Source organism: Nocardioides speluncae (assembly GCF_003121585.1).
GTDB classification, from domain to species: Bacteria; Actinomycetota; Actinomycetes; order Propionibacteriales; family Nocardioidaceae; genus Nocardioides; species Nocardioides speluncae.
Genome location: NZ_QEOO01000016.1, coordinates 446383 through 467789, shown reverse-complemented (window position 1 = coordinate 467789; position 21407 = coordinate 446383). Strand labels below are relative to the sequence as shown.

Here is a 21407-nt window from a genome sequence, read left to right as displayed (position 1 = left end):
TCTCGCCAAAAGTGCCCGGTCGGCCGTTTCTACCGGACCAAAAGCGCCCGGTCGGCGTGCTTACTCTTCGCCGCGGATGAAGGCCTCGACGCGGGCGCGGCCCTCGTCGTCCGGCAGCTGCACCGGCGGGGACTTCATCAGGTACGACGACGCCGAGAGGATCGGGCCGCCGATGCCGCGGTCCTTGGCGATCTTCGCGGCCCGGATCGCGTCGATGATGATGCCGGCGGAGTTGGGGGAGTCCCAGACCTCGAGCTTGTACTCCAGGTTCAGCGGAGCGTCACCGAACGCGCGGCCCTCGAGCCGGACGTAGGCCCACTTCCGGTCGTCGAGCCACTGGACGTAGTCGGACGGGCCGATGTGAACGTTGCGGTCGTCGGCGGTCTTGCCCGCCAGCGGACCGGTGAGGTTCGAGGTGACGGCCTGCGTCTTGGAGATCTTCTTCGACTCCAGGCGCTCGCGCTCGAGCATGTTCTTGAAGTCCATGTTGCCGCCGACGTTGAGCTGGTAGGTGCGGTCCAGCACCACGCCGCGGTCCTCGAACAGCTTGGCCATCACCCGGTGGGTGATGGTGGCGCCGACCTGCGACTTGATGTCGTCGCCGATGATCGGGACGCCGGCGTCCTCGAACTTCTTGGCCCACTCGGGGTCGGACGCGATGAAGACCGGGAGCGCGTTGACGAAGGCCACGCCGGCGTCGATCGCGCACTGGGCGTAGAACTTGTCGGCCTCCTCGGACCCCACGGGGAGGTAGGACACCAGCACCTCGGCCTGGGTGTCCTTCAGCGTCTGGACGACGTCGACCGGCTCGGTGTCGGACTCGTCGATGGTGAGCCGGTAGTACTTGCCAAGACCGTCGAGGGTCGGACCGCGCTGCACGATCACGCCGGTCGGCGGGACGTCGGTGATCTTGATCGTGTTGTTCTCCGAGGCCTGGGTCGCCTCGGCGAGGTCGAAGCCGACCTTCTTCGCGTCCACATCGAACGCGGCGACGAACTCCACGTCGGACACGTGGTACTCACCGAAGGTGACGTGCATCAGACCGGGGACGGTGCCACTCGGGTCGGAATTCTTGTAGTACTCGACGCCCTGGATGAGGGAGGTGGCGCAGTTGCCCACTCCCACAATTGCTACTCGTACCGAACCCATCGGGCTCTCCTATCCTCAATCGTTCTTTAGCGGGGCCGACTGGTTGGGGCCCCTTTCAGATGTTTCAGTCCCGGAGGTCTCGGGCTTGACCGGCTGCGGCCCTGCGCGCTCGGCGTTGATCAGGTCCGACAGCCAGCGCACTTCGCGCTCCACCGACTCGACGCCATGTCGCTGTAGCTCGATGGCGTACTGGTCTACTTCCTTCTGGGTGCGCGCAAGCTGGCCTTGCACGCGTTCGAGCCGCTCCTGCAGGCGAGTACGACGCCCCTCCAGCACCCGCAGCCGGATCTCCATGTCAGTGCGACTGAAGAAGGCGAAGCGGATGTCGAAGTTGTCGTCCTCCCACGCGGTCGGCCCCACCTCGGCCATCAACCGGGCGAACTCGCGCTCGCCGGTCTTGGTCAGCTGGTAGACGATCCGCTGCCGGCGGCTCACAGCGCCCCCCGGGGACGGCGGGGGCGCGCTCTCCACGATCAGACCCGCGCGCAGCATCTTCTTCAGCGCGGGGTAAAGCGACCCATAGGAGAGCACTCGGCCCCAGCCCAGCATCAGGTTGAGGCGCTTGCGCAGCTCGTAGCCGTGCATGGGTGACTCGTGCAGCAGCCCGAGGACTGCGAGCTCGATGGTCTCACCACGACGTGCCATACGACCTATCGTACCGATATATCCACGACATGTAACAGTGGGTAAACGGCAGGCTGCGGCCAGGGGTCGTACAAACGTGCGGAATCGGACGCGCGCGAGGTCAGCCCGGGCTCAGGGCAGGTCGCGCGACAGCTCTTCGCCCAGCTTCTCCAGCTCGGCTCGGCCCGCCATCATCGCGGTCAGCTCGTGCAGGCTGAGGTCGGCCTTGGCGAAGTCACCGAGGCTGCGGCCGCGCCGCAGCAGCAGGAAGCGGTCGCCGACCGGGTAGGCGTGGTGCGGGTTGTGGGTCACGAAGACGACGGCGAGGTCACGCTCGCGGGCCTTGGCGATGTACTTCAGCACCACCCCGGCCTGCTTGACGCCCAGCGCCGCCGTCGGCTCATCGAGGATCAGCGCCCGGGCGCCGAGGTAGACCGCCCGCGCGATCGCCACACACTGCCTCTCACCCCCGGACAGCGTCCCGATCGGCTGGTCCACGTCGCGCAGGTCGATCCCCATCGCGGCCAGCTCGGACTTCGCCGTACGACGCATGAAGTCGCCGTCCAGCCGGCGCAGCGGGCCGAACCCCGACGTCTTCTCCGAGCCCAGGAAGAAGTTGCGCCAGACCGGCATCAGCGGAACCACAGCGAGGTCCTGGTAGACCGTGGCGATCCCGTGCGACAGCGCCTCCCGCGGGCTGCCGAGCCGCTGCTCCTGGCCGTCGACGGCCAGTGTGCCCTCGTCGTGCTCGTGGACGCCCGCGAGGATCTTGATCAGGGTCGACTTGCCGGCACCGTTGTCGCCGAGCACGCATGTCACCTGACCGGCCCGCACCGCGGTGGTCACGTCCTGGAGAGCGACCACGCCGCCGTACCGCTTGCCGATGCCCTGCACCTCGATGACCGGCGTGCTGTCCGGCTTCATCGCGCCACCTCCGCCCGCCGGCGTACCCAGTTGTTGAGCAGCACCGCCGCCAGCAGCATCGCGCCCAGGAAGGTCTGCAGCCAGTTGTTGTCCCACTGGGCGTAGACGATGCCCTGGTTGGCCATCCCGTAGATCAGCGCGCCGAGCGCGGCTCCGATCGCCGAGCCGTAGCCGCCGGTGAGCAGGCAGCCGCCGACGACGGCGCAGATGATGAAGATGAACTCCTGGCCGACGCCGCGCTCGCTGGTCGCCGAGCTCGACTCGAACAGCAGGATCATCCCGACCAGCCAGCCGGCCCCGGCGGTCGTCATGAACAGCCCGACCTTGGTCCGGAAGACGGGTACGCCGACCTGGCGGGCGCTCTGCTCCGCGCCCCCGACCGCGAAGATCCAGTTCCCGGGCCGGGTCCGAAGCAGCACCCAGGTCGCGAGCGCGGTGAACCCGATCCACCACAGCACCGACGCGCCGAACTCGTAGCCCAGCAGCGTGAACGAGCCGCCGAACACCGGCTGGATGCTGTCGTAGTAGGGCACGTCGCGCATGCCCTGCACCGAGACGCCGCCGATGATCGCCTTCACCAGGGCGAGGTTGAGTCCCTGTAGGACGAAGTAGGTCCCGAGCGTCACGATGAAGCTGGGCAGACCGGTACGGACCACGACGATGCCGTTGGCCGCCCCGATCGCCAGCGCGGCCGCCAGCGAGACAGCCGCCGCGACCCAGATGTTCAGCCCGTAGTGGGTCGTCGTCACCGCCACGATCAATCCGGTCGTGCCGGTCATCACGCCGGTCGACAGGTCGAACTCGCCGCCGACCATCAGCAGCGCGACCGCGACCGCCATGATGCCCAGCCGCGAGGAGCTGTTGAGCCAGGTGCTCACTCCGAGCTCGCTGACGAACTGGTCGGTGTAGACGGTGAAGAACGCGAAGACCGCGAGCGCCGCCACGGCGGCGCCGATCTCCGGGCGCCGCAGGATCGCAGTGACCATTCGATGCGCCCCGCTAGCGGGTCTTGTTGTCGGCGTACTCCGCCACCTCGGCGGCGTTCTCCTTGGTCACGAACGCCGGACCGGAGTACACCGGCTGGCCGCCGCCGACGTCGTTGCCGTTGATGCCCTTGAGGTACAGGAACTGCACGCCGAGGTAGCCCTGGATGTAGGGCTGCTGGTCGATCGCGAACTCGACCGAGCCGTCCTCGACCGCGGCGAGCAGGTCGCTCGACAGGTCGAAGGTGCCCACCGTGACCTCCCGCCCGGCGTCCTGCACGGCCTGGACGGCGCCGAGCGCGACGTCGGCGTTCAGCGCGAGTACGGCGTCCGCCGACTCGTCGGACTGCAGCTCCGCCAGCACCGTCTCCGCCACCGTGCCGCGGTCGGTGCCGTCGACCTGAAGGGTCTCCACCTCGCTGCCGAAGCCTTCGGTGGCCCCGTCGCACCGCTGCTGCAGCCCGATGTTCGCGGCCTCGTGCACGACGCAGATCACCTTGCCGGCGCCGAGCTCCTTGAACCGCTCGCCCGCGGCCTCGCCGGCGATCGTCTCGCTCTGCCCGACGTGGGTGAGCGCGCCGTACTCGGCCGACTGGTCGAGGCCGGAGTTGATCGTGACCACCGGGATGCCGGCGGCGACCGCGGCGGTCACCGCCTCCCGGAGCCCGTCCGGGTCGGCCATCGACACCACGATGCCGTCAACCTCCTGCGAGACGGCGGTGTCGATCAGCTCCGCCTGCCGGACGACGTCGTCGCTGGAGTTGTACTCGACCGCCACGCCGAGGTCGTCACCCGCCCGCTCCGCGCCGTTCTGTACGACGGTCCAGAACGCGTCGTCGGGCGCGCCGTGGGTGACCACCGCGATGGTCAGGTCGGCGTCCTCCCCGGAGTCCCCGTCGTCGTCCTGCCCGGTGCCGCTGCAGGCGGTGAGCACCAAGATCGTGGCGGCCAGTGCGCTCGCCCTCTGGAACTTCTTCATCGCGCCGAGTCCCCTCATCCGAAGTTGGTGACCCATCATGCCGATGCTGACTGCAGGCCGGAAGGGACTGCACCAGAGGGCCGCCCGGCTTGCCTGTGCCGTTCGGCACCCTCTGGACGCTTACGAGCGCGGTTGACCCTGACCGGAAGGCCCCATAGCGTGCCTCCCGGCGGCGGCTCGACATGGTCGCCCATGACTACATCGATACGGGGGACGTCACCATGCTGCGGACACGCTCTTTGATGCGCCGACGGCTCTACTGATCGCCAAAAAATCAACCCCTACATGCGGAACTTTCGATCCGCGATCATCAAGCTGAGGTCAAAGCTGAACGACAAATCGCGGAACACGACCCATTGGCGTTAAAAACTTCTGCCTATAGGTTTCGCCACGAAAACAAGGAGTGAGATGACTGGACCACAGATTAAATCCGCCGCGAAATTGTTGGCGGCATCGTGCCTAGTAGTGGCCGGTGCCATGTGCGCGACACTTGCTCCCGTCGCTGCCGCGGAGACAAGCAGCGGCGTGTCCTTCACGGAGGCTAAATCTCGTGCAGGCTGTGTCGGCATGGGATGCAACGGCAAAGATCCGAACCAGCAGAGCTGCGGTAGTGTGTCAACACTAGCTACCCAACTGCAGCCCGACTCGGATTGGCGAGCGGAGCTTCGCTACTCGGCTGAATGTCGCGCGTATTGGGTTCGACACCGAAAAGTAGAGAACGTCGATACTTGCAATTTTGGTGCGCCGCGAATCGTCGAGCTGCAGAATGGCGTAAGAAAGGCCGACGGCAGCGTCGTTCCGCAAAGCAATGTTCGCGAGAATCAGCCTGTCGACTATGACGCCGGTTGGTGCGCCCAGTCCTACTGGACGACCATGCTCAACGGCGAGGGGCGCGTGGCGAGGATTCGCGCCGGCTACACGGCGCCCGAAGGTACCTACTGGAAGCACTGGTCTGACTGGAAGAGTTGACGGCTTCGGAGTGGGTGCGATCAGAGTCGGCGTTTCGCCAGCACCAGATCGCACTCACTCCTCGCCGAAGGGACGGCACTGCTGGCTGCCTCGACTCGGCATCTCTGGTCCGAGTGCGTACCCTTGGGGATCGCGCGTGGTCTGCGTGCCGGCGCGCGTCCCCCCGAACGCTGCAGTGGAGAGAATCCGAGTGAGTGGAACGCACAGAGCCCTGGCGTCTGGCGACGACACCGGCGACGCCGAGGACGACGGCAAGAAGAAGCGTGGCTGGCCGTTCCGGATCTTCAAGTGGAGCCTGATCACAGGCCTGGTCTTCGCCCTCCTGGGCGTGGCCGGCTTCGTGTTCGTCTACACCAAGACCACGGTCCCGGACCCCAACGCCGACTTCGAGACCCAGACCACCCACATCTACTACGCCGGTGGCAAGAACGAGCTGGGCAGCTTCTACACCCACAACCGGGAGAGCATTTCGTACGGCGAGATGCCGGACTCCATCAAGGACGCGGTCGTCGCGGCCGAGAACCAGAGCTTCTGGAAGGACCAGGGCATCGACCCGCGCGGCATCCTGCGCGCGGCGTTCAGCAACGCGCAGGGCAACGACCAGCAGGGTGCGTCGACGATCACCCAGCAGTACGTCAAGATCCTCTACCTGACCCAGGAGCGCAGCTACAAGCGCAAGATCAAGGAGGCGTTCCTGTCGCTGAAGATCCACCGCCAGCAGACCAAGGAACGCATCCTCGAGGGCTACCTCAACACCATCTACTTTGGCCGCGGCGCGTACGGCGTCGAGGCAGCCGCCAAGGCGTACTTCAAGAAGAAGGCCAAGGAGCTGACCGTCAAGGAGAGCGCGGTCCTGGCCAGCGTGATCAACAACCCGACGCTCTTCGACCCGGACAACCGCGACGACAAGAAGAAGCCGAACCCGTACCTGATGGAGCGCTATCAGTACGTGCTCCGTGGCATGGCCGAGGCGGGCGACATCACCGTCGAGGAGAAGGACAAGGCCTCCCAGCGGCTGCCGGAGATCAAGAGCGAGGCCCGCGACAACCGACTCAGGGGCCAGCGCGGGCACGCCCTGACCATGGTGCAGAACGAGCTGGAGCGGCTGATCGACGCCGGCGAGCTCAAGGCCAGCAAACAGGACATCGAAGGCGGCGGCCTCCGGGTGACCACGACCTTCACCAAGCGGGCGATGGACGCCGCCGCGACTGCCGTCAAGGAGGAACGGCCGGAGGGTAGGGAGTTCGACCGCCAACTGCACGTTGCGGTGGCCTCGGTCGAGCCCGGCACCGGCGCGGTCCGCGGCTTCTACGGCGGCCAGGACTTCCTCAAGTCCGAGTTCAACTGGGCGGTCGAGGGCGGCATGGCCGGCTCGACGATGAAGGCGTACACGATGGCGGCCGCGATGAAGGACGGCTTCGAGCTGAAGGACAGCTTCGACGGGGACTCGCCGTACGAGCTCGAGGGCACCGACATCGCCTTCGACAACCAGGGTTTCAAGGACTACGGCCGGGTCGACATGATCAAGGCCGCCGAGGACTCCATCAACACCGCGTACATCGACATGATCATGAGCATGGAGGGCGACGGGGCGGCCAAGGTCCTCAGGGCCGCCACCGACATGGGCATCCCGCCGGACGAGGCACCTGAGCGGCACATGGGCTATCCCAACCGGAGCAACGGCCTCGCGCCAGAGGTCGGCATCACGCTCGGCAGCGCGACCGTCAGCCCGATCAACATGGCCAACGGCTACGCGACGATCGCCAACCGTGGCAAGTGGGCCGAGCCGTACATCATCGAGAAGGTCGTCGACCGCAACGGCGAGGAGCTGTACTCCCACAGCGTCCAGGGCAAGCGGGTCCTCGATGAGGGCATCGCCGACGATGTGTCCTATGCGCTGCAGCAGGTGGTCACCGCGGGCAGCGGCAGTGAGGCGCTGAACCTCGGCCGGCCGGCCGCCGGCAAGACCGGAACCGCAACCGGCAAGAGCTCCAAGACCGGCGAGGAGTGGGTGTCGTCCTCCTGGTTCGTCGGCTACACCCCGCAGCTGTCGACGGCGGTGATGTATGTCCGGGGCAAGGGCAGTGGACCGCTCGACAACTGGCTGCCGGAGTACTTCGGCGGCTCCTACCCGGCCCGCACCTGGACCAACGTGATGAGCAGGATCCTGGAGGGCGAGGAGGAGATTCCCTTCCCGGAGCCGGCGTACGTCGAGGGAGACGCGCCTTCGGAGGGCCACGATCCGTACACGCCGCCGCCGCCGGAGCCGACCAAGACCAAGGAGCCGACCAAGGAGCCGCCGTCGAGCCCGCCGTCGAGCCCGCCGTCGAGCGATCCGACGGAGCCGACGGAGCCGACCTTCCCGACGTTCCCGACCGGCCCGCCGACCTCCGAGGACCCGTCGCCGACCGAACCGACCACGTCGGAACCCGACTGCCCGTTCCCGCCCTGCGGGCGCGAGCCGGACGGCAGGCGCGATGGCGGCGGTCAGCCGCTGGACCAGCCACGGCTGCAGCTCGCCCGCGAGCCGTACGCCGGCAGTCTTGACTGACCACGACCACCCTCGGGTGCACCCGTCCGTCGACGACCCGGTCGTCAGCGCTGCCAGTGAGAGCGTGGGCGGTCCGGTCGGCGAGCACGCCGGCCGGCACCCGTGGTGGACGCCGGTGCGGGTCGTGCTCGCGCTGATGGCGATCTGCTTCGCGCTCGGCATGCTGCAGAAGCAGCCCTGCTACCAGGACAGCTGGCAGGACGGCGAGAAGCGCTACTCCGCGATGTGCTACTCCGACCTGCCCTACCTCTACACCGGGCGCGGCTTCGCCGAGCTCTACTGGCCGTACTCCGACGACCCGCAGGTGCGCCGCCGCTACGAGACGATGGAGTACCCCGTCGGCATCGCCTACTTCGCGTGGGGCGCCGCCTGGATGACGCACTGGGTGGCCGGGGCGCCGGACGTCGGCGAGCGGGCCGCGATGCCGCGCGACAGCCTGTTCGGCCGGCCCGAGGTCGCCAAGGAGGTGCGGCTGTACGTCGCGGTATCGGCGGTCCTGATGGGACTGTGCGCGCTGCTGGCGGCGTGGTTCCTGACCGGCGTCAACCCGCGACGTCCCTGGGACGCCGCCGCCTTCGCGCTCTCACCCGCGCTCGTGGTGAGCGGCCTGGTCAACTGGGACCTGATCGCGGTCGCACTGGTCGCCGGCGCGCTGTGGGCGTGGGCCCGCGACAAACCGGTGCTCACCGGCGTGATGATCGGCCTCGGCACCGCCACCAAGCTCTATCCGCTGTTCCTGCTCGGCGGGGTGCTGATCATCTGCATCCGCCGCAAGGACGCCGCCGCCTTCGCCAAGGTGCTGGCCGCCGCCGCGCTCTCTTGGCTGCTGGCCAACGCGCCGGCGTACCTCAGCAGCAAGGAGCAGTGGAAGGTCTTCTGGCACTTCAACTCCGAGCGCGGCGCCGACCTCGGCTCGATCTGGCTGGTGGCCCAGCAGTGGACCGAGAAGACGATCGAGCACGACACGATCAACAAGGCCTCGTGGGCGTTCTTCATCGGCTGGTGTGTGGTCGGCCTGGCGGTCTGCCTGGCGGCGCCGAAGACCCCGCGGCTGGCGCAGATCGGGTTCCTGGTGGTCGCCGGCTTCCTGCTGGTCAACAAGGTCTACTCGCCCCAGTACGTCCTCTGGCTGCTGCCGCTCGCCGTCCTCGCCCGGCCGCGCTGGCGCGACCTGCTGATCTGGCAGGCCGGCGAGCTCTTCTACTTCGCCTGTGTCTGGTGGTACCTCGGCGGCTGGCTCGCACCATCGTCCGGCACCGAGTCCGGCTTCTACTGGATCGCCGTGCTGGTCCGGATCGTCTGCGAGCTCTGGCTGGTCGGCGTCGTGGTCCGCGACATCCTCCGCCCGTCGTACGACGTGGTGGACCGAGAAAATCTTCCCACCGCCTCACCCTTACCTGTAGCCTCAACGTAAGGATCTAGGAGAGAACGAAAGGCGGATGGGCGATGGTGGTCGCGACACTCACAAGCAAGGGCCAGATCACCCTTCCCAAGGAGGTGCGTGACGACCTCGGCGTCGAGGCCGGCTCCAAGATCGCGTTCATTCGTACCTCACGGGACACCTACGCGATTCGGGTCACCGGCAAGCCCCTGATGAGGCTCAGCGGCAGCCTGAAGTACGACGGCCCACCAATCGACGCCGACGAGTACGAGCGGCGGTTCGCGAAGGCGCTGGCGGAGAAGTTCGCGCCGTGATCGGCCTGGACACCAACGTCATCCTCCGCTGGCTGCTGGCCGACGACCCGGCGCAGAAGCAGGCAGCCGATGAGCTGCTTGGCAGCCTGTCCGATGGCGTACCAGGCTTCGTCACCGAGGTGACGATGGCCGAGCTCGAGTGGGCACTGCGCAAGGTTTACGGCCTACCGAAGGAGCGCGTCCTCGACACCCTTGAGGAGCTCCTCGCCTCCGAGTTCCTGGAGTTCGACGACGGCGAGTCGGTGTGGCAGGCGGTGATCCAGGCTCGGGACGGCGCGGATTTCGCCGACGCCCTCATCGCCGAGACTGCCCGGCTCTACGGCTGCGACGAAGTAGTGACCTTCGACAAGGGCGCGTCCCGGAAGCTCGGGATGCGGCTACTCAGCTGATGACGGTGCGGTCGAACGTGGTGGCGGTGTAGCGGACCCGGACGTCCACGGACTCGCCGATCTGTGGCACCTGCGCGCCGCTCGGGAGGAACAGCATCGAGGCCTGCATGTGCGGCGGCTCGGCGAAGAGCCGCTGCTTGCCGCCGATGCTGTACGGCGACCGCACGAACCCGGCAGCGTCCAGGCCGCCCTTGGCGATGCTGGCCGCGCGCGAGCGCAGCGACTGGTCGCCGGTGGGCGCCTCCAGGCCGATGCCGTGTGCGCTGCCGCCGCTGACCACCAGGATGGTGCCGTTGCGGGGCGCGGTCCGGCCCCGGTAGCCGTAGACGTCGCCGCGGACGACCTGGTGCGCGTCGAGGACGGTCGCGGTCACCTTCAGCGCACCCCGGTCGCCCAGCCACAGCCCGGTGCCGATCCGGGGCCGCACCGTGAAGTCGCCGTACGACGACCGCATGGTGTCCAGCTCCTTCGCGGTGAGGTGGCTGACCCAGACGGTCCGGGTGTCCAGCCCGGCCGCGACCACGTCGGTCATCAGCCGCTCCACCTCGGTGAGATGCTCGCCCTGGGCGAGCGGCAGGTGGAACGCGACGCCCTCCAGCCTGGCTCGCGGGTGCGTGGCGAGGACGGTTGCGGCCGCGCGCAGCTCGCGGGCGGTGAAGCCGTGCCGGAGCATCGTGGTCATCCGCTCCAGGACCAGGCGGGCGGACGGGTCGGCCGTCAGCAGGCCGGTGAGGTCCTCCAGCCGGCTGACGGTGTGGATCACCCTGTCGCTCGGCTCGACCTCTGCGACGGTGCTGAATGGCCGCCACGGGGTCAGCACCAGCAGCGAGCCGTCGTACCGGCTGGACACCTGGTCGAGCTCGTCGTACGTCCCGACCGCGAGCGTGTCGGCGCCCAGCCACTGGGACTTGCGGGCCAGCCGGCCGTTGCCGAAGCCGTAGCCGTTGCCCTTCGCGACCGGGACCAGCCCCGGCGTGGACTCGGCGATCGACCGCAGGTGCTTCCGCCAGCGGTCGCCGTCGACGGTCAGGGTCAAGGACATCAGCTAGCGCCTCTTCATGTAGACGTCGAACGCCTTGTACAGCGCCCGGTTGATCGGCAGGTCCCACTCGCCGGCGTACTCGACGGCCTCGCCACCGGTGCCGACCTTGAACTGGATCAGCCCGATGTGGCTGTCGTCGGAGGCGAGGGTGTCGGTGATGCCGCGGAGGTCGTAGGTGGTCGCGCCGGCGGCGAGCGAGTCCTGCATCATCCGCCACTGGATCGCGTTGGAGCCGCGGACCTCGCGCTTCTCGGTCGAGGACGCGCCGTAGGAGTACCAGGCGTGGCCGCCGACCCGGACCCAGATCGTCGACGCCACCAGGTCACCGTCGTGGTGGGCCAGGTAGAGCCGGATCCGGTCGGGCTCCTCGGTGAGCAGCGCCTCGAACATGGTGCGGAAGTAGCCGAGGGGCCGCGGCGTGAAGTGGTCCCGCTCCGCGGTGTGCTTGTAGAGGTCGTGGAACGCCGGCAGGTCGTCAACGGTTCCGACAGTGACCTCGACGCCCTCCTTGGCCGACTTCTTGATGTTGCGCCGCCAGAGCTGGTTCATCCCCTTGAGGACCTCGTCCTCGGTCTTGAGGGTGCCGTCGGGGAGGGCCAGCGGGATCTGGAAGTTGTACTGAGGCTGTCCTGCGGCGAACCCGCCCTCGACCGCCTGCGGGATCCAGCCGAGCTCGCGCAGCTGGGAGACGACCTTGGCGCCGGTCCGCCCGCGCTCGGCGGGCGGGATCTGGCCGAGCAGCTTGACCCCGTCGTCGGCGATGCCCTCCTTGATCTGGGCCGCGGTCCACCGAGCGGTGACCACCGGCGGACCCATCCGGACGGCGAAAGCGCCCTGCTTCTTCACGTGGTCGGCCAGAGGTGTCAGCCAGGCGCCGAGGTCGTCGGTGTCCCAGTCGATGACCGGGCCCTCCGGGAGATAGGCGAGGTAGCGCTTCACCTTGGGCAGCTGCCGGTAGAGCACCAGCGCCGCGCCGACCAGCCGGCTGCCGTCGTACCAGCCGAGCGACTCGCGCCGCCACTCCGACTTCACCTTGCCCCACGCCGGTGTCTGGAGAAAGCTCGCCGACGGCCGGCTGCGGATGAAGTCGAGATGCTCGGCCTCGGAGATCGGGCGCACGGTCACGGTCTGGGGCACGGCCCCGAGGCTACCGCCGGGCCCAGGAGTCTCCAGAAATGAGGGCACGGAGGGGATGTCGAGAAGCCCCCCGCGCTCCTCGCAATCCCCTCCGTGGGAGGGAGTTACCTCATCTTCGGTTGTGCCCCTCAGGAGTGGCCCTCGTCAGGTCTGATACCCACGAGGACGAAAAAGTTCGCGCCTTTCTGCGCGGTGGCGTTCGATCTGCCTGCCGACTATCGTCTCCGCCCGATGAGCATCCTCGAGACCATCGCACCGAAGCGGATGGGCAGCGGCTTCCGATGGCTGCTCGGGTCCACCTGGGTCAGCAACGCCGGCGACGGACTTGCCCTCGCGGCCGGACCGCTGCTGGTGGCCTCCGAGACCCGGTCGCCGATGCTGGTCGCTCTGGCGGCACTGCTCCAGCAGCTGCCGTGGCTGCTCTTCGGGCTGTACGCCGGCGTTCTCGCCGACCGCCTCAACCGGCGGGCGCTGGTGATCGCGATGGACCTGGCCCGGGTCGGCCTGGTCGGGCTCCTCTGCCTGTCGATCGCGACTGGCTGGGTGAGCATCGGCGTCGTACTGGTGGCGCTGTTCCTGATCGGCACCGCCGAGGTCTTCGCGGACTCCGCGACCGGGCCGCTGATGCCGATGCTGGTCGGGAAGGCCGACCTGGGCATCGGTACGGCGCGGATGGAGGCCGGCTACCTCACCATGAACCAGATGATCGGGCCGCCGATCGGCGCCGCCCTCTTTGCGGCCGGGATGGCCTGGCCGTTCGCGCTGCAGGTGGTGTGCGGCCTGGCCGCGGTCGTGCTGATCTCACGGATCCGGCTGCCCGCGGCCAAGGGCGAGCGGAAGCCGATCCACGTCCGGCGCGACATCGCCGACGGTCTGCGGTGGACCTGGGGCAACGGCCCGGTCCGGACGCTCACGCTGGCGCTGCTGACGTTCAACGTGATGCTCGGTCTCGGGATGTCGATCCTCGTCCTCTACGCCACCGAGCGGCTCGGCCTGGGACCGGTCGGCTTCGGCCTGATGATGACGTCGATGGCGGTCGGCGGCATCCTTGGCACCACCGGCTACGGGATCTTCGAGCGTCGGCTCGGCGTGCTGCGGATCCTCCGGTGGGGCCTGGTCCTGGAGACTATGTGCCACCTCGGCTTCGCGCTGACGACATGGGAGTGGGTCGCATTCTCGCTGATGTTCGTGATGGGGGTGCACTCCTTCGTCTGGAGTACGACGTCGAAGTCGGTCCGGATGCGCGCGGTACCCACCGAGTTCCAGGGCCGGGTCGGCAGCCTCTACGTCGTCAGCGCGCTGGGCACGATGGCGCTGGGACAGCTCGCCGGCGGCGTGATCGCGTCGCACTGAGGCCTGGCCGCGCCGTTCTGGGTCGCCTTCGTCGGGTGCGCGATCGGCCTCTCCTTCCTCTGGCGGCAGTTCCCGCTTGTCGCCCGCGCCGACGCCGAGACGCTCGCCTCAGCAGGCTGAGAGCCGCTTGGTGCAAAAACAAATGTTTAGACAAGTATCAGAATGAACTTGCGCCGCTCCTTCCGCGTGTGACGACAATGCGGACGATGGCTTTGAGCGATCAGACGCGGGGGAACGAGCGGGGCACAGCCGATTCGGTGTGGTCCGACGCTGCACACTGCTTCGACGCCTGGTGCGCCGGAGACTCCGGTGCCCTCGACGACCTGGTCGCGGTCATGACTCCGGTGCTGTGGCACGTCGTGCGCTCCTACCGCCTCGCGGAGGATGCGGCCGAGGACGTCATCCAGACGACCTGGCTCGCGCTGGTACGACGCCGTGACGCGATCGCGGACTCAGGAGCCATCGGTGGCTGGCTGACCACGACCGCACGCCGGGAAGCGTGGCGGGTCGGGAAGGCCGGCACGAAGGCGATGCCCGTCGAGGACGACGAGCTCGCCGTACGCCTCCCACAGCAGCGGTCGGCCGAGATGAGCGCCGTGGAGATCGACGAGAGGACCCGGCTCTGGGAAGCCGTCGACTCGCTCCCCGAGCGCTGCCAGCGGCTGTTGCGCATTGTCGCCTTCGAGAACCGACCCGACTACGCCAAGCTCGCCGTCGACCTGGACATGCCGGTCGGCAGCATCGGGCCCACGCGAGGACGGTGTTTGGCAAAACTTCGGGTGGCGTTGATGCAGACGGGAGCAGTGGGATGAGCGAGATGACTCGGGACTACCTGCTGGGGGTGGTCCGCGACGTCTGGTCCGAGCGCGATCCGGTGCCGGACGGGCTGGTCGCGCGGATGCAGGCGGTGCTCGCCACCGAGGACACCGACCTCGACTACGAGCTGATGATGCTCGTCGAGCGCTCCCAGGAGCTGGCCGGTGCCCGCGGCAGTACGGCGTACACGCTGCAGTTTCGCCACCAGGACATGTCGCTGCTGGTCCGGGCGGCCACCGCGGAGGACGAGACCGGGAGCTCGCGGCTCGACGGCTGGCTCGCTCCAGCCGTCTCGATGCGGGTCAGGGCGACGCGGATCGAGCCCGCCACGCTGAAGTCCAACGGCACGCCTCCGGCCGCGGCCGAGGAGTGGGAGGTCCAGATCGACGAGCGCGGTCGCTTCGAGTTCCACGAGCTGCCGCCGGGGCTGTTCCGGCTCTGGCTGACGCCCCAGGATGACGCTGGCCTTTCCCAGTTCGCCACCCCCGCGTTCGAGATCTGATCCATCATTCACTGAGAGCAACCCCGGGGTGACCGGGTGGAAGGACGAGTCATGTCTACCGACGAGACCGGACAGAACACCGGTGACCAGAACCAGGACCGCCCGAAGCGGCCGCCGTTGGACCGCGAGCCGGTGCTTCCCTCGCGGGCGGCGATCGCCAACGTGTCCGGGCGGATCCTCGACCCGGGCACGGCGCTCGTGGTCAAGGGCGTCAACGCCCGGCCGACGGCGTACGTCGGACCGCGGCTGACGATCTCGAAGTCCGTCGACGTCCAGGAGATGTTCGGCCGGCTGCAGGCGATCAGCGAGGAGCTCGGCTGGGACGTCGACCTGCAGGACGAGGACCCGCGCACCCGCGGCCTGAAGTTCGGGCTGCGGCAGGTCGAGATCACCGCCTCGACGGCACGGGCCACGCTGGCGCCGGACGGCTGGGTGCTGCTGCAGCAGGTCCGCGCGCGGTACGGCCTCGAGGCAGCGGTCGGGCTGGGCCTCGACCACGTGATCGTGCCGAGCACGATCGACCCGAACCCGTTCCACACGCCCAACCCGTTCCACACCCCGAACCCCTTCCACACGCCCAACCCCTTCCACACGCCGAACCCGGTGTCGGGACCGGCGTCCACCTACGGAATGCCCGGGTACGGCGGCCGTCAGCCGATCGCGTACGCCGGACCGGCGCCGGTCCGCGCCAAGACGCTGGCCGGCCGGCGACCGGTCGTCGCGATGCTGGACACCGGCTGCGGCGCGCACTCCTGGCTCGACGGCATCGTCAAGTCCAACGTCAAGCTCGACGGCTTCTCGATCGGCTACGACGACCCGACGACCGATCCCGAGACCTTCGGTGACCTGAGCGGCCCGCTCGACGGGGTCATCGACCCACTCGCGGGCCACGGCACCTTCATCGCCGGCCTGGTCCACCAGGGCTGCCCGGACGCCGACCTCGTCTCGTGGAGGATCGTGCCTTCGGACGGCCCGATCGTCGAGTCCGAGATGGTGATCGCACTCGCTCAGATCGCGGAGCTGATCCGCAGGTTCCGTGCCGGCGAGGAGGGCGGTCACGCGGTCGACGTACTCAGCCTGTCGATCGGCTACTACCACGAGACGCCGGAGGACCTGCTCTTCGACCCGACGCTCTACGCGATCCTCGAGGACATGGCCTGCAACGGGACCTTGGTCGTCTGCTCGGCCGGCAACGACGCCACCAGCCGCCCGATGTTCCCGGCGGCGTTCGCGCCGTGGTCCGACGGCAACGGGCCGGTGTCGGCGACGGCGGACTGCCTGCCCGTGCTGTCGGTGGGCGCGCTGAACCCCAACGGCGTCACCGACGCCCTGTTCAGCAACGCCGGCCCCTGGGTCCGCGCGCACGCCTCCGGTGCAGCCCTGCTGAGCACCATGCCGGCCTTCGACGGCGGCCTGCAGCCGATGGCTCGGACGACGGCGTTCGACCGCCAGCGGGAGTCGATCGACCCGGACGACTTCCGCGGTGGATTCGCGGTCTGGAGCGGCACCTCGTTCGCGGCTCCGCTCTTCGCCGGGAAGCTCGCCGACCAGCTGCTGCCGAGGATGGCGGACGGTGACGACACGACCAGCGCGATCAAGCGCAGCTGGGATGCGGTGGAGGCGCTGACCGACCTCACGCCATGATGGTCGGGTGTCGTCGGCCGAGGAACTGCATGAGCGCGGCGTAGCCGCCCTGACCGCAGGTCGGCATGCCCAGGCTCGCCAGCTCCTCAACCGTGCCCTCAAGCTCGCGGCCGACGACAACCTGATCGCGCGGATCGAGTCCAGCCTCGCCTACGTCGAGGCCGAGACCGGCGACCGGCAACGCGCGCTCGAGATCTGCGACAACGCCCTGCTGCGCGCCAACCTCACCGACGAGACGGCGGGCTTGCTGCACAGCCAGCGTGCGCTGCTGCTGATGCGCGCCGGCGAGAGCGTCGACGCGCTGGCCGCGTTCTCCCGCGCGATCCCGCTCTTGCAGGGCGTGCACGGTCACCTGGCCCGAGCACACATGAACCGCGGCAACGTCTACCTGCAGCAGAACGCGCTCGGGCAGGCGGAGGCCGACTTCCGGGCCGCCGCGCAGAACTTCAAGATGGACTCGCTCAAGGTCGAGGCCGCCATGTCCGAGCACAACCTGGGCTACGTCCAGCTGCTGCGCGGCGACCTGGTGGGCGCGCTGCGGTCGATGGACGCCGCCCGGCCGAGCCTCGCCCCGCTCAGCCGGGTCAGCGAGGCCACCTGCGACCAGGACCGGGCCGAGGTGCTGCTCGCGGCGGGTCTGGTGGCCGAAGGACGGCAGGCGCTCCGGGACGCGGCTCGGGCCTACGGCAGCCGCGGGCTGCACCAGCACCGCGGCGAGGCCGAGCTGACCCTGGCCCGCACCCTGCTGCACACCGACACCAAGGCGGCCCTGGCCGCGGCGCGAGGGGCGCGGAAGCGGTTCGTGCGGACCGGGACCGACGCCTGGCGGGTGCGGGCGGACGGAGTGGCGCTGGCGGCGGAGGTGGAGCTCGGGCGGAAGGGGCCCTCGCTGCTCACCCGCGGCGAGACGCTGATCGAGGAGCTCACCGAGCAGGGCCTCTACTGGGGCGCGACCTCGGTCCGGCTGCACACGGCGCGGGTGATGGTACGCCGCAGCGATTACGAAGGTGCCCGGCAACGGCTGGCCAAGGTCCGGGTCGACGAGAGCGCGCCGCTCGCCGTACGCCTGCTGGCGCGGGACGTGCGCGCAGACCTGGCGAGCCGCCTCGGCCGCAAGCAGGCCGCACTCATGCACTTGCGGAACGGGCTGGCCGACCTGCACTCCTGGCAGAGCTCGTTCGGCAGCCTGGACCTCCAGACCATGGTCGCGGGCCACGGCACCCGGCTGGCGACGCGCGGGCTCGGGCTGGCGGTGGAGTCGCGGTCGCCGGAGATCCTGCTCGAGTGGTCGGAGCGGGCCCGGATGCTGGCCAGCCGGGTGCAGCCGGTTCGGACCCCCGCCGACGACGAGATCGCGGCCGGGCTGGCCGAGCTGCGCCGGCTCGCGACGCCCGCGGACGGCCCGCGGATCCCGGCTCCGCGCCGTGACGCCGAGCTGCGGCAGCAGGTCCGCGAGCGCGCCTGGCAGCACCGCGGCTCGGGCGAGGTCGCCGAGCCCTGCTCGCTGGAGCAGGTGCAGAACGCGCTCGCGCGCGACACCGCGCTAGTCACCTACATCGTCGGCAACGGCTCGGTGGTCGCGCTCGTGGTCACCGACACCGACACGACCGTCCGCGACCTCGGCCCGCGGACCGGCTTCGAGCGGCTGCTCGGCGGCGTGCTGCCCGACCTCGACGTCGCGGCGTCCATGCTGCCGGCCGGGCTGGCCCGGACCGTCCGTGGCGAGCTGGCCGCCCGTCTCGACGACCTCAGCCGGCTGCTCGTCGCGCCGCTGCTGGGTGCCCTCGGCGACCGGCGAGTGGTGATCACCCCGTCCGGGATGCTGTCCGGTACGCCGTGGACGCTGCTGCCCGGCTTCAACGGCCGGCCGCTGACGGTCGCCCAGACCGCGACCTCCTGGCTGGCCCGGCGGCGCACCCCGCTCCGGTCGCGGACCGCCGGCTTCGTCGCCGGCCCGCGGGTCGAGCGTGCTCGCGACGAGGTCTCCGCGGCGTCGGCGATCTGGCCATCGGCGGAGGTGCTCTCCGGGAAGGGCGCGACGGCGGCCGCCGTGTCCGAGCTGGCCCAGCGGGTCGACGTACTCCACATCGCCGCGCACGGCCGGCACTCCTCGGAGAACCCGATGTTCAGCGGTCTGGAGCTCGTCGACGGGCCGTGGTTCGGCTACGACATCGACCAGCTGCGGTCGGTCCCAGATGTGGTGCTGCTGTCGGCGTGCGAGGTCGGCCGCTCGTCGGTGCGGTACGGCGAGGAGCTGATCGGGATGACCAGCGCCTGGCTGCACGCCGGCGCGCGCTGCGTGATCGCCTCACCGGCCGCGGTCTCCGACGAGGTTGCCCACGACGTGCTGGTCAAGATGCACGCCGGCCTCGGCGGCGGGGCCGACCCCGCGGCTGCCCTGGCCGCCGCCGTACCGCCGGCGGCCGCGGACGGCCCGCCGGCGCCCTTCGTCTGCTTCGCCTGACAGGAGTCGCCTAGAGCCGCTCGCGGAGCCAGGCGAAGTCCGCGACGTGCTCGGTGGCACCCCCGGGCGTCTCGCAGATCACCGGTGCGTCGGCCGCGCGGACCACACCGGCCAGCAGGTCGGCGTCGATCTTGCCGGCGCCGAAGTTGGCGTGCCGGTCGGCGCCGGAGTCGAACTCGTCGCGGCTGTCGTTGCAGTGGACCAGGTCGATCCGGCCGGTGATCGCGCGGACGTCATCGACCACGGTCTCCAACGCGTTGCCACCGGCGTGCGCGTGGCAGGTGTCGAGGCAGAAGCCGACGTTCTCGAAACCCTCGGCCTTGGAGATCGCGTCCCAGACCCGGGCGATCTTGTCGAGGTAGCGGGTCATCGCGTTGTCGCCGCCGGCGGTGTTCTCGATCAGGATCGGGATCTTCAGGTCGGTCGCGTCGACCGCCTTGCGCCAGTTGTCGAACCCCTTGGCCATCATCGCCTCGTCGTCGCCCGCGTCGACGTGGCCACCGTGCACGATCAGGCCCTTCGCCCCGATCGCCGCGGCCGCGTCGACGTGCTGCTGGAGCAGCTTGCGGGACGGGATCCGGATCCGGTTGTTGGTGGTCGCGACGTTCACCAGGTACGGCGCGTGCACGTACAGGTCGATCCCCGACGCCTCGGCGTCCGCGCGCAGACCGTCGGCGCCACCGGCGTACTTGAACTCGGGCCCTTTGTAGCCCTGCGGGTTGCCGAGGAAGAACTGCACGAGCGTGGTGTCGCGAGCCTTGGCCTCGGCGATCGGGTCGGTCTGGTCGACGTGGGCGCCGATGGTGATGGACATGCTCGCCAGTCTAGGAGCGCCCGCCGACACTGCTCAGTTCTGGAACCGCTCCATCACCCGAGCGAGGACGGGGAAGTCGCAGTTGCTGCCGGTCTGGATCAGCGCGACGCGGCGGCCGGCGACCCGGTCCTTCTCGGCCAGACAGCCGGCAAGGGCGAGAGAGCCTGCGGGCTCGGGCAGGTTGTGGGTGGCGCGGTAGTGCAGCGCCATCGCCTCGGCCGCCTGGTCCTCGCTCACCCGGACGACGCGGGACGCGCCGGCCCGGATGATCCGGACCGCGTCCGGGTCGGGGGTGCGCACCGCGGTGCCGTCGACGAACGTGTCCGAGGTCGGCGTCGCCACCGGCTCGCCAGCTTCGAACGAGAGTGCGTACGCCGGCGCCCGGTCGGCCACCACGCCCACGATCTCGGTGGTCAGGCCGAGCAGGTCGCGCACCGCGATGTTGGCGCAGATCCCCGAGCCCATCCCGACCGGAACATAGATCACGTCGATCGCGGGGACCGACTCGTGCAGTTCCGCGGCGTACGTCGCGACCCCCTCGACCAGCCACGGGTGGAACGGCGGCACCGGCAGCAGCTGCTTCTCGGCGGCCATCTGGCGGGAGAACTCGAGCGCGGCCTGGAAGTCCTTGCCGTGCACGATCAGGTCCGCGCCGTACGCGCGCATCGCGTCGTTCTTGTCCGGGCTGTTGCCCTCGGGCACCACGATCGTCACCGGGAGCCGGTGCGCCCGCCCGGCGTACGCCAGGGACTGGCCGTGGTTGCCGGTGGTGGCGGTGATGATCCCCGCCAGCTCCGGGTTGGTCTGGCCGAGCCGGGCCACGAAGTTGAGCCCGCCGCGAACCTTGAACGCGCCGGTCGGGTTGTGGTTCTCGTGCTTGACCCAGGTCTCGGTGCCGGTGATCCGTTCCAGCAGCGGCCAGCGCCGCGCCGGCGTGGGCCGGACGTGTCGGCCGACCAGCGCCCGCGCGGCGCTCAGCGACTGCTTGGTCAGCAGGCCGACGCCGGAGCGGGGTGGACCGTCGGCGACCGCGGTCAGGTTGCGGGGCTCGGTCGTCGTCGCCGACCGGATCTGGGCGATGGTGAGGTTGATGTCCCCGGGGTCCGCCTCACCGCTGGCCAGATGACCGGCGAACTCACGGAGCATGCCGAGCCGGACGATGCCGGCGGGGTTGCCGATCCGGACCCGGCGCGCGGCCAGGACCTCGTTGAACATCGGCCACGAAACCCCGATGACGCTGGCCATCTCGCGGGAGTCGATACCGACGTGCTGCTCCACGTCCCGGACGATGGCGTCGACGGGTGCGCCGTACAGCTCGGCCTGCTGACGGCGTCGTTCCGCTGCCTCCGACGCTCCCTCGCTCACGGCTCGT

At 69.4% G+C, this 21407-nt stretch carries 19 protein-coding genes; 10 read left to right on the top strand and 9 right to left on the bottom strand.

Annotated elements, in window-relative coordinates; translation table 11 throughout:
• Nucleotides 1-60: 60 nt before the first annotated feature.
• The 5 genes from DDV73_RS09690 to DDV73_RS09670 all read right to left on the bottom strand — a co-directional run bounded on the left by DDV73_RS09690 (nucleotide 61) and on the right by DDV73_RS09670 (nucleotide 4677).
• Nucleotides 61-1149: an inositol-3-phosphate synthase gene (locus DDV73_RS09690; RefSeq protein ID WP_109507021.1), complete on the bottom strand. Its 1089-nt coding sequence runs from the start codon at nucleotides 1147-1149 to the stop codon at nucleotides 61-63.
• 15 nt (nucleotides 1150-1164) lie between these two features.
• Nucleotides 1165-1794 (bottom strand): PadR family transcriptional regulator, encoded by a 630-nt coding sequence (locus DDV73_RS09685; RefSeq protein ID WP_109507020.1) that lies wholly within the window; start codon nucleotides 1792-1794, stop codon nucleotides 1165-1167.
• A gap of 111 nt (nucleotides 1795-1905) precedes the next feature.
• A complete protein-coding gene (locus tag DDV73_RS09680; RefSeq protein ID WP_109507019.1) occupies nucleotides 1906-2697 on the bottom strand; it encodes an ATP-binding cassette domain-containing protein in 792 nt (263 codons plus the stop codon).
• Nucleotides 2694-3683 carry an ABC transporter permease gene (locus DDV73_RS09675; RefSeq protein ID WP_109507018.1) on the bottom strand — a complete coding sequence of 330 codons (990 nt, stop codon included), beginning with the start codon at nucleotides 3681-3683 and terminating at the stop codon, nucleotides 2694-2696. The genes DDV73_RS09680 and DDV73_RS09675 overlap by 4 nt, the downstream gene beginning before the upstream one ends.
• A 13-nt stretch (nucleotides 3684-3696) precedes the next feature.
• Nucleotides 3697-4677: a sugar ABC transporter substrate-binding protein gene (locus DDV73_RS09670; RefSeq protein WP_240617204.1), complete on the bottom strand. Its 981-nt coding sequence runs from the start codon at nucleotides 4675-4677 to the stop codon at nucleotides 3697-3699.
• Between the two features lie 390 nt (nucleotides 4678-5067).
• On the opposite strand from DDV73_RS09670, the gene DDV73_RS09665 reads away from it, so the two are divergent.
• From DDV73_RS09665 to DDV73_RS09645, 5 genes are all read left to right on the top strand, one after another.
• Entirely contained in the window at nucleotides 5068-5628 is a 561-nt protein-coding gene (locus DDV73_RS09665) for a DUF2690 domain-containing protein (RefSeq protein WP_109507016.1), read from the top strand.
• 190 nt (nucleotides 5629-5818) lie between these two features.
• On the top strand, nucleotides 5819-8179 hold the full coding sequence (locus tag DDV73_RS09660) for a transglycosylase domain-containing protein (protein WP_161962343.1): 2361 nt from the start codon (nucleotides 5819-5821) through the stop codon (nucleotides 8177-8179).
• Nucleotides 8172-9593: a glycosyltransferase family 87 protein gene (locus DDV73_RS09655; protein WP_240617203.1), complete on the top strand. Its 1422-nt coding sequence runs from the start codon at nucleotides 8172-8174 to the stop codon at nucleotides 9591-9593. The genes DDV73_RS09660 and DDV73_RS09655 overlap by 8 nt, the downstream gene beginning before the upstream one ends.
• Nucleotides 9594-9625: 32 nt before the next feature.
• The gene (locus tag DDV73_RS09650; protein WP_109507013.1) at nucleotides 9626-9874 is read left to right on the top strand and encodes an AbrB/MazE/SpoVT family DNA-binding domain-containing protein; all 249 of its coding nucleotides are present in this window, start codon (nucleotides 9626-9628) and stop codon (nucleotides 9872-9874) included.
• Nucleotides 9871-10263: a PIN domain-containing protein gene (locus DDV73_RS09645; protein WP_109507012.1), complete on the top strand. Its 393-nt coding sequence runs from the start codon at nucleotides 9871-9873 to the stop codon at nucleotides 10261-10263. Before DDV73_RS09650 ends, DDV73_RS09645 begins: the two co-directional genes overlap by 4 nt.
• Here DDV73_RS09645 and DDV73_RS09640 read toward each other — a convergent pair.
• Both DDV73_RS09640 and DDV73_RS09635 read right to left on the bottom strand, forming a co-directional pair.
• Entirely contained in the window at nucleotides 10256-11305 is a 1050-nt protein-coding gene (locus DDV73_RS09640; RefSeq protein ID WP_109507011.1) for an alanine racemase, read from the bottom strand. The genes DDV73_RS09645 and DDV73_RS09640 overlap by 8 nt on opposite strands.
• A gap of 3 nt (nucleotides 11306-11308) precedes the next feature.
• Nucleotides 11309-12442 carry a lipid II:glycine glycyltransferase FemX gene (locus DDV73_RS09635; RefSeq protein ID WP_240617202.1) on the bottom strand — a complete coding sequence of 378 codons (1134 nt, stop codon included), beginning with the start codon at nucleotides 12440-12442 and terminating at the stop codon, nucleotides 11309-11311.
• A 231-nt stretch (nucleotides 12443-12673) separates the two neighbouring features.
• Between DDV73_RS09635 and DDV73_RS09630 the strand changes: the two genes are divergently transcribed.
• The 5 genes from DDV73_RS09630 to DDV73_RS09610 all read left to right on the top strand — a co-directional run bounded on the left by DDV73_RS09630 (nucleotide 12674) and on the right by DDV73_RS09610 (nucleotide 19221).
• Entirely contained in the window at nucleotides 12674-13795 is a 1122-nt protein-coding gene (locus tag DDV73_RS09630; protein WP_206050787.1) for an MFS transporter, read from the top strand.
• 257 nt (nucleotides 13796-14052) lie between these two features.
• On the top strand, nucleotides 14053-14607 hold the full coding sequence (locus DDV73_RS09625; protein WP_240617201.1) for an RNA polymerase sigma factor: 555 nt from the start codon (nucleotides 14053-14055) through the stop codon (nucleotides 14605-14607).
• Nucleotides 14604-15113, top strand: coding sequence for a hypothetical protein (locus DDV73_RS09620; protein WP_109507009.1), 510 nt, complete (start codon nucleotides 14604-14606; stop codon nucleotides 15111-15113). Before DDV73_RS09625 ends, DDV73_RS09620 begins: the two co-directional genes overlap by 4 nt.
• A gap of 51 nt (nucleotides 15114-15164) precedes the next feature.
• Complete coding sequence (locus tag DDV73_RS09615) at nucleotides 15165-16757, top strand: S8 family peptidase (RefSeq protein WP_109507008.1); 1593 nt, start codon at nucleotides 15165-15167, stop codon at nucleotides 16755-16757.
• 7 nt (nucleotides 16758-16764) lie between these two features.
• Nucleotides 16765-19221 carry a CHAT domain-containing protein gene (locus tag DDV73_RS09610; RefSeq protein ID WP_109507007.1) on the top strand — a complete coding sequence of 819 codons (2457 nt, stop codon included), beginning with the start codon at nucleotides 16765-16767 and terminating at the stop codon, nucleotides 19219-19221.
• Nucleotides 19222-19231: 10 nt separating this feature from the next.
• Here the strand turns inward: DDV73_RS09610 and DDV73_RS09605 are convergent, their stop codons facing one another.
• The gene (locus DDV73_RS09605) at nucleotides 19232-20035 is read right to left on the bottom strand and encodes a deoxyribonuclease IV (RefSeq protein WP_109507006.1); all 804 of its coding nucleotides are present in this window, start codon (nucleotides 20033-20035) and stop codon (nucleotides 19232-19234) included.
• Between the two features lie 33 nt (nucleotides 20036-20068).
• Complete coding sequence (locus tag DDV73_RS09600) at nucleotides 20069-21400, bottom strand: threonine dehydratase (protein WP_240617200.1); 1332 nt, start codon at nucleotides 21398-21400, stop codon at nucleotides 20069-20071.
• Between the last annotated feature and the right edge of the window lie 7 nt (nucleotides 21401-21407).

Excerpts from the sequence above, each read along its gene's own strand:
- DDV73_RS09630 (WP_206050787.1), top strand. The coding sequence starts at position 12,674 with ATGAGCATCCTCGAGACCATCGCACCGAAGCGGATGGGCAGCGGCTTC.
- DDV73_RS09685 (WP_109507020.1), bottom strand. The coding sequence starts at position 1,794 with ATGGCACGTCGTGGTGAGACCATCGAGCTCGCAGTCCTCGGGCTGCTG.
- DDV73_RS09665 (WP_109507016.1), top strand. The coding sequence starts at position 5,068 with ATGACTGGACCACAGATTAAATCCGCCGCGAAATTGTTGGCGGCATCG.
- DDV73_RS09670 (WP_240617204.1), bottom strand. The coding sequence starts at position 4,677 with ATGAGGGGACTCGGCGCGATGAAGAAGTTCCAGAGGGCGAGCGCACTG.
- DDV73_RS09640 (WP_109507011.1), bottom strand. The coding sequence starts at position 11,305 with ATGTCCTTGACCCTGACCGTCGACGGCGACCGCTGGCGGAAGCACCTG.
- DDV73_RS09690 (WP_109507021.1), bottom strand. The coding sequence starts at position 1,149 with ATGGGTTCGGTACGAGTAGCAATTGTGGGAGTGGGCAACTGCGCCACC.
- DDV73_RS09620 (WP_109507009.1), top strand. The coding sequence starts at position 14,604 with ATGAGCGAGATGACTCGGGACTACCTGCTGGGGGTGGTCCGCGACGTC.
- DDV73_RS09650 (WP_109507013.1), top strand. The coding sequence starts at position 9,626 with ATGGTGGTCGCGACACTCACAAGCAAGGGCCAGATCACCCTTCCCAAG.
- DDV73_RS09615 (WP_109507008.1), top strand. The coding sequence starts at position 15,165 with ATGTCTACCGACGAGACCGGACAGAACACCGGTGACCAGAACCAGGAC.
- DDV73_RS09675 (WP_109507018.1), bottom strand. The coding sequence starts at position 3,683 with ATGGTCACTGCGATCCTGCGGCGCCCGGAGATCGGCGCCGCCGTGGCG.
- DDV73_RS09680 (WP_109507019.1), bottom strand. The coding sequence starts at position 2,697 with ATGAAGCCGGACAGCACGCCGGTCATCGAGGTGCAGGGCATCGGCAAG.
- DDV73_RS09605 (WP_109507006.1), bottom strand. The coding sequence starts at position 20,035 with ATGTCCATCACCATCGGCGCCCACGTCGACCAGACCGACCCGATCGCC.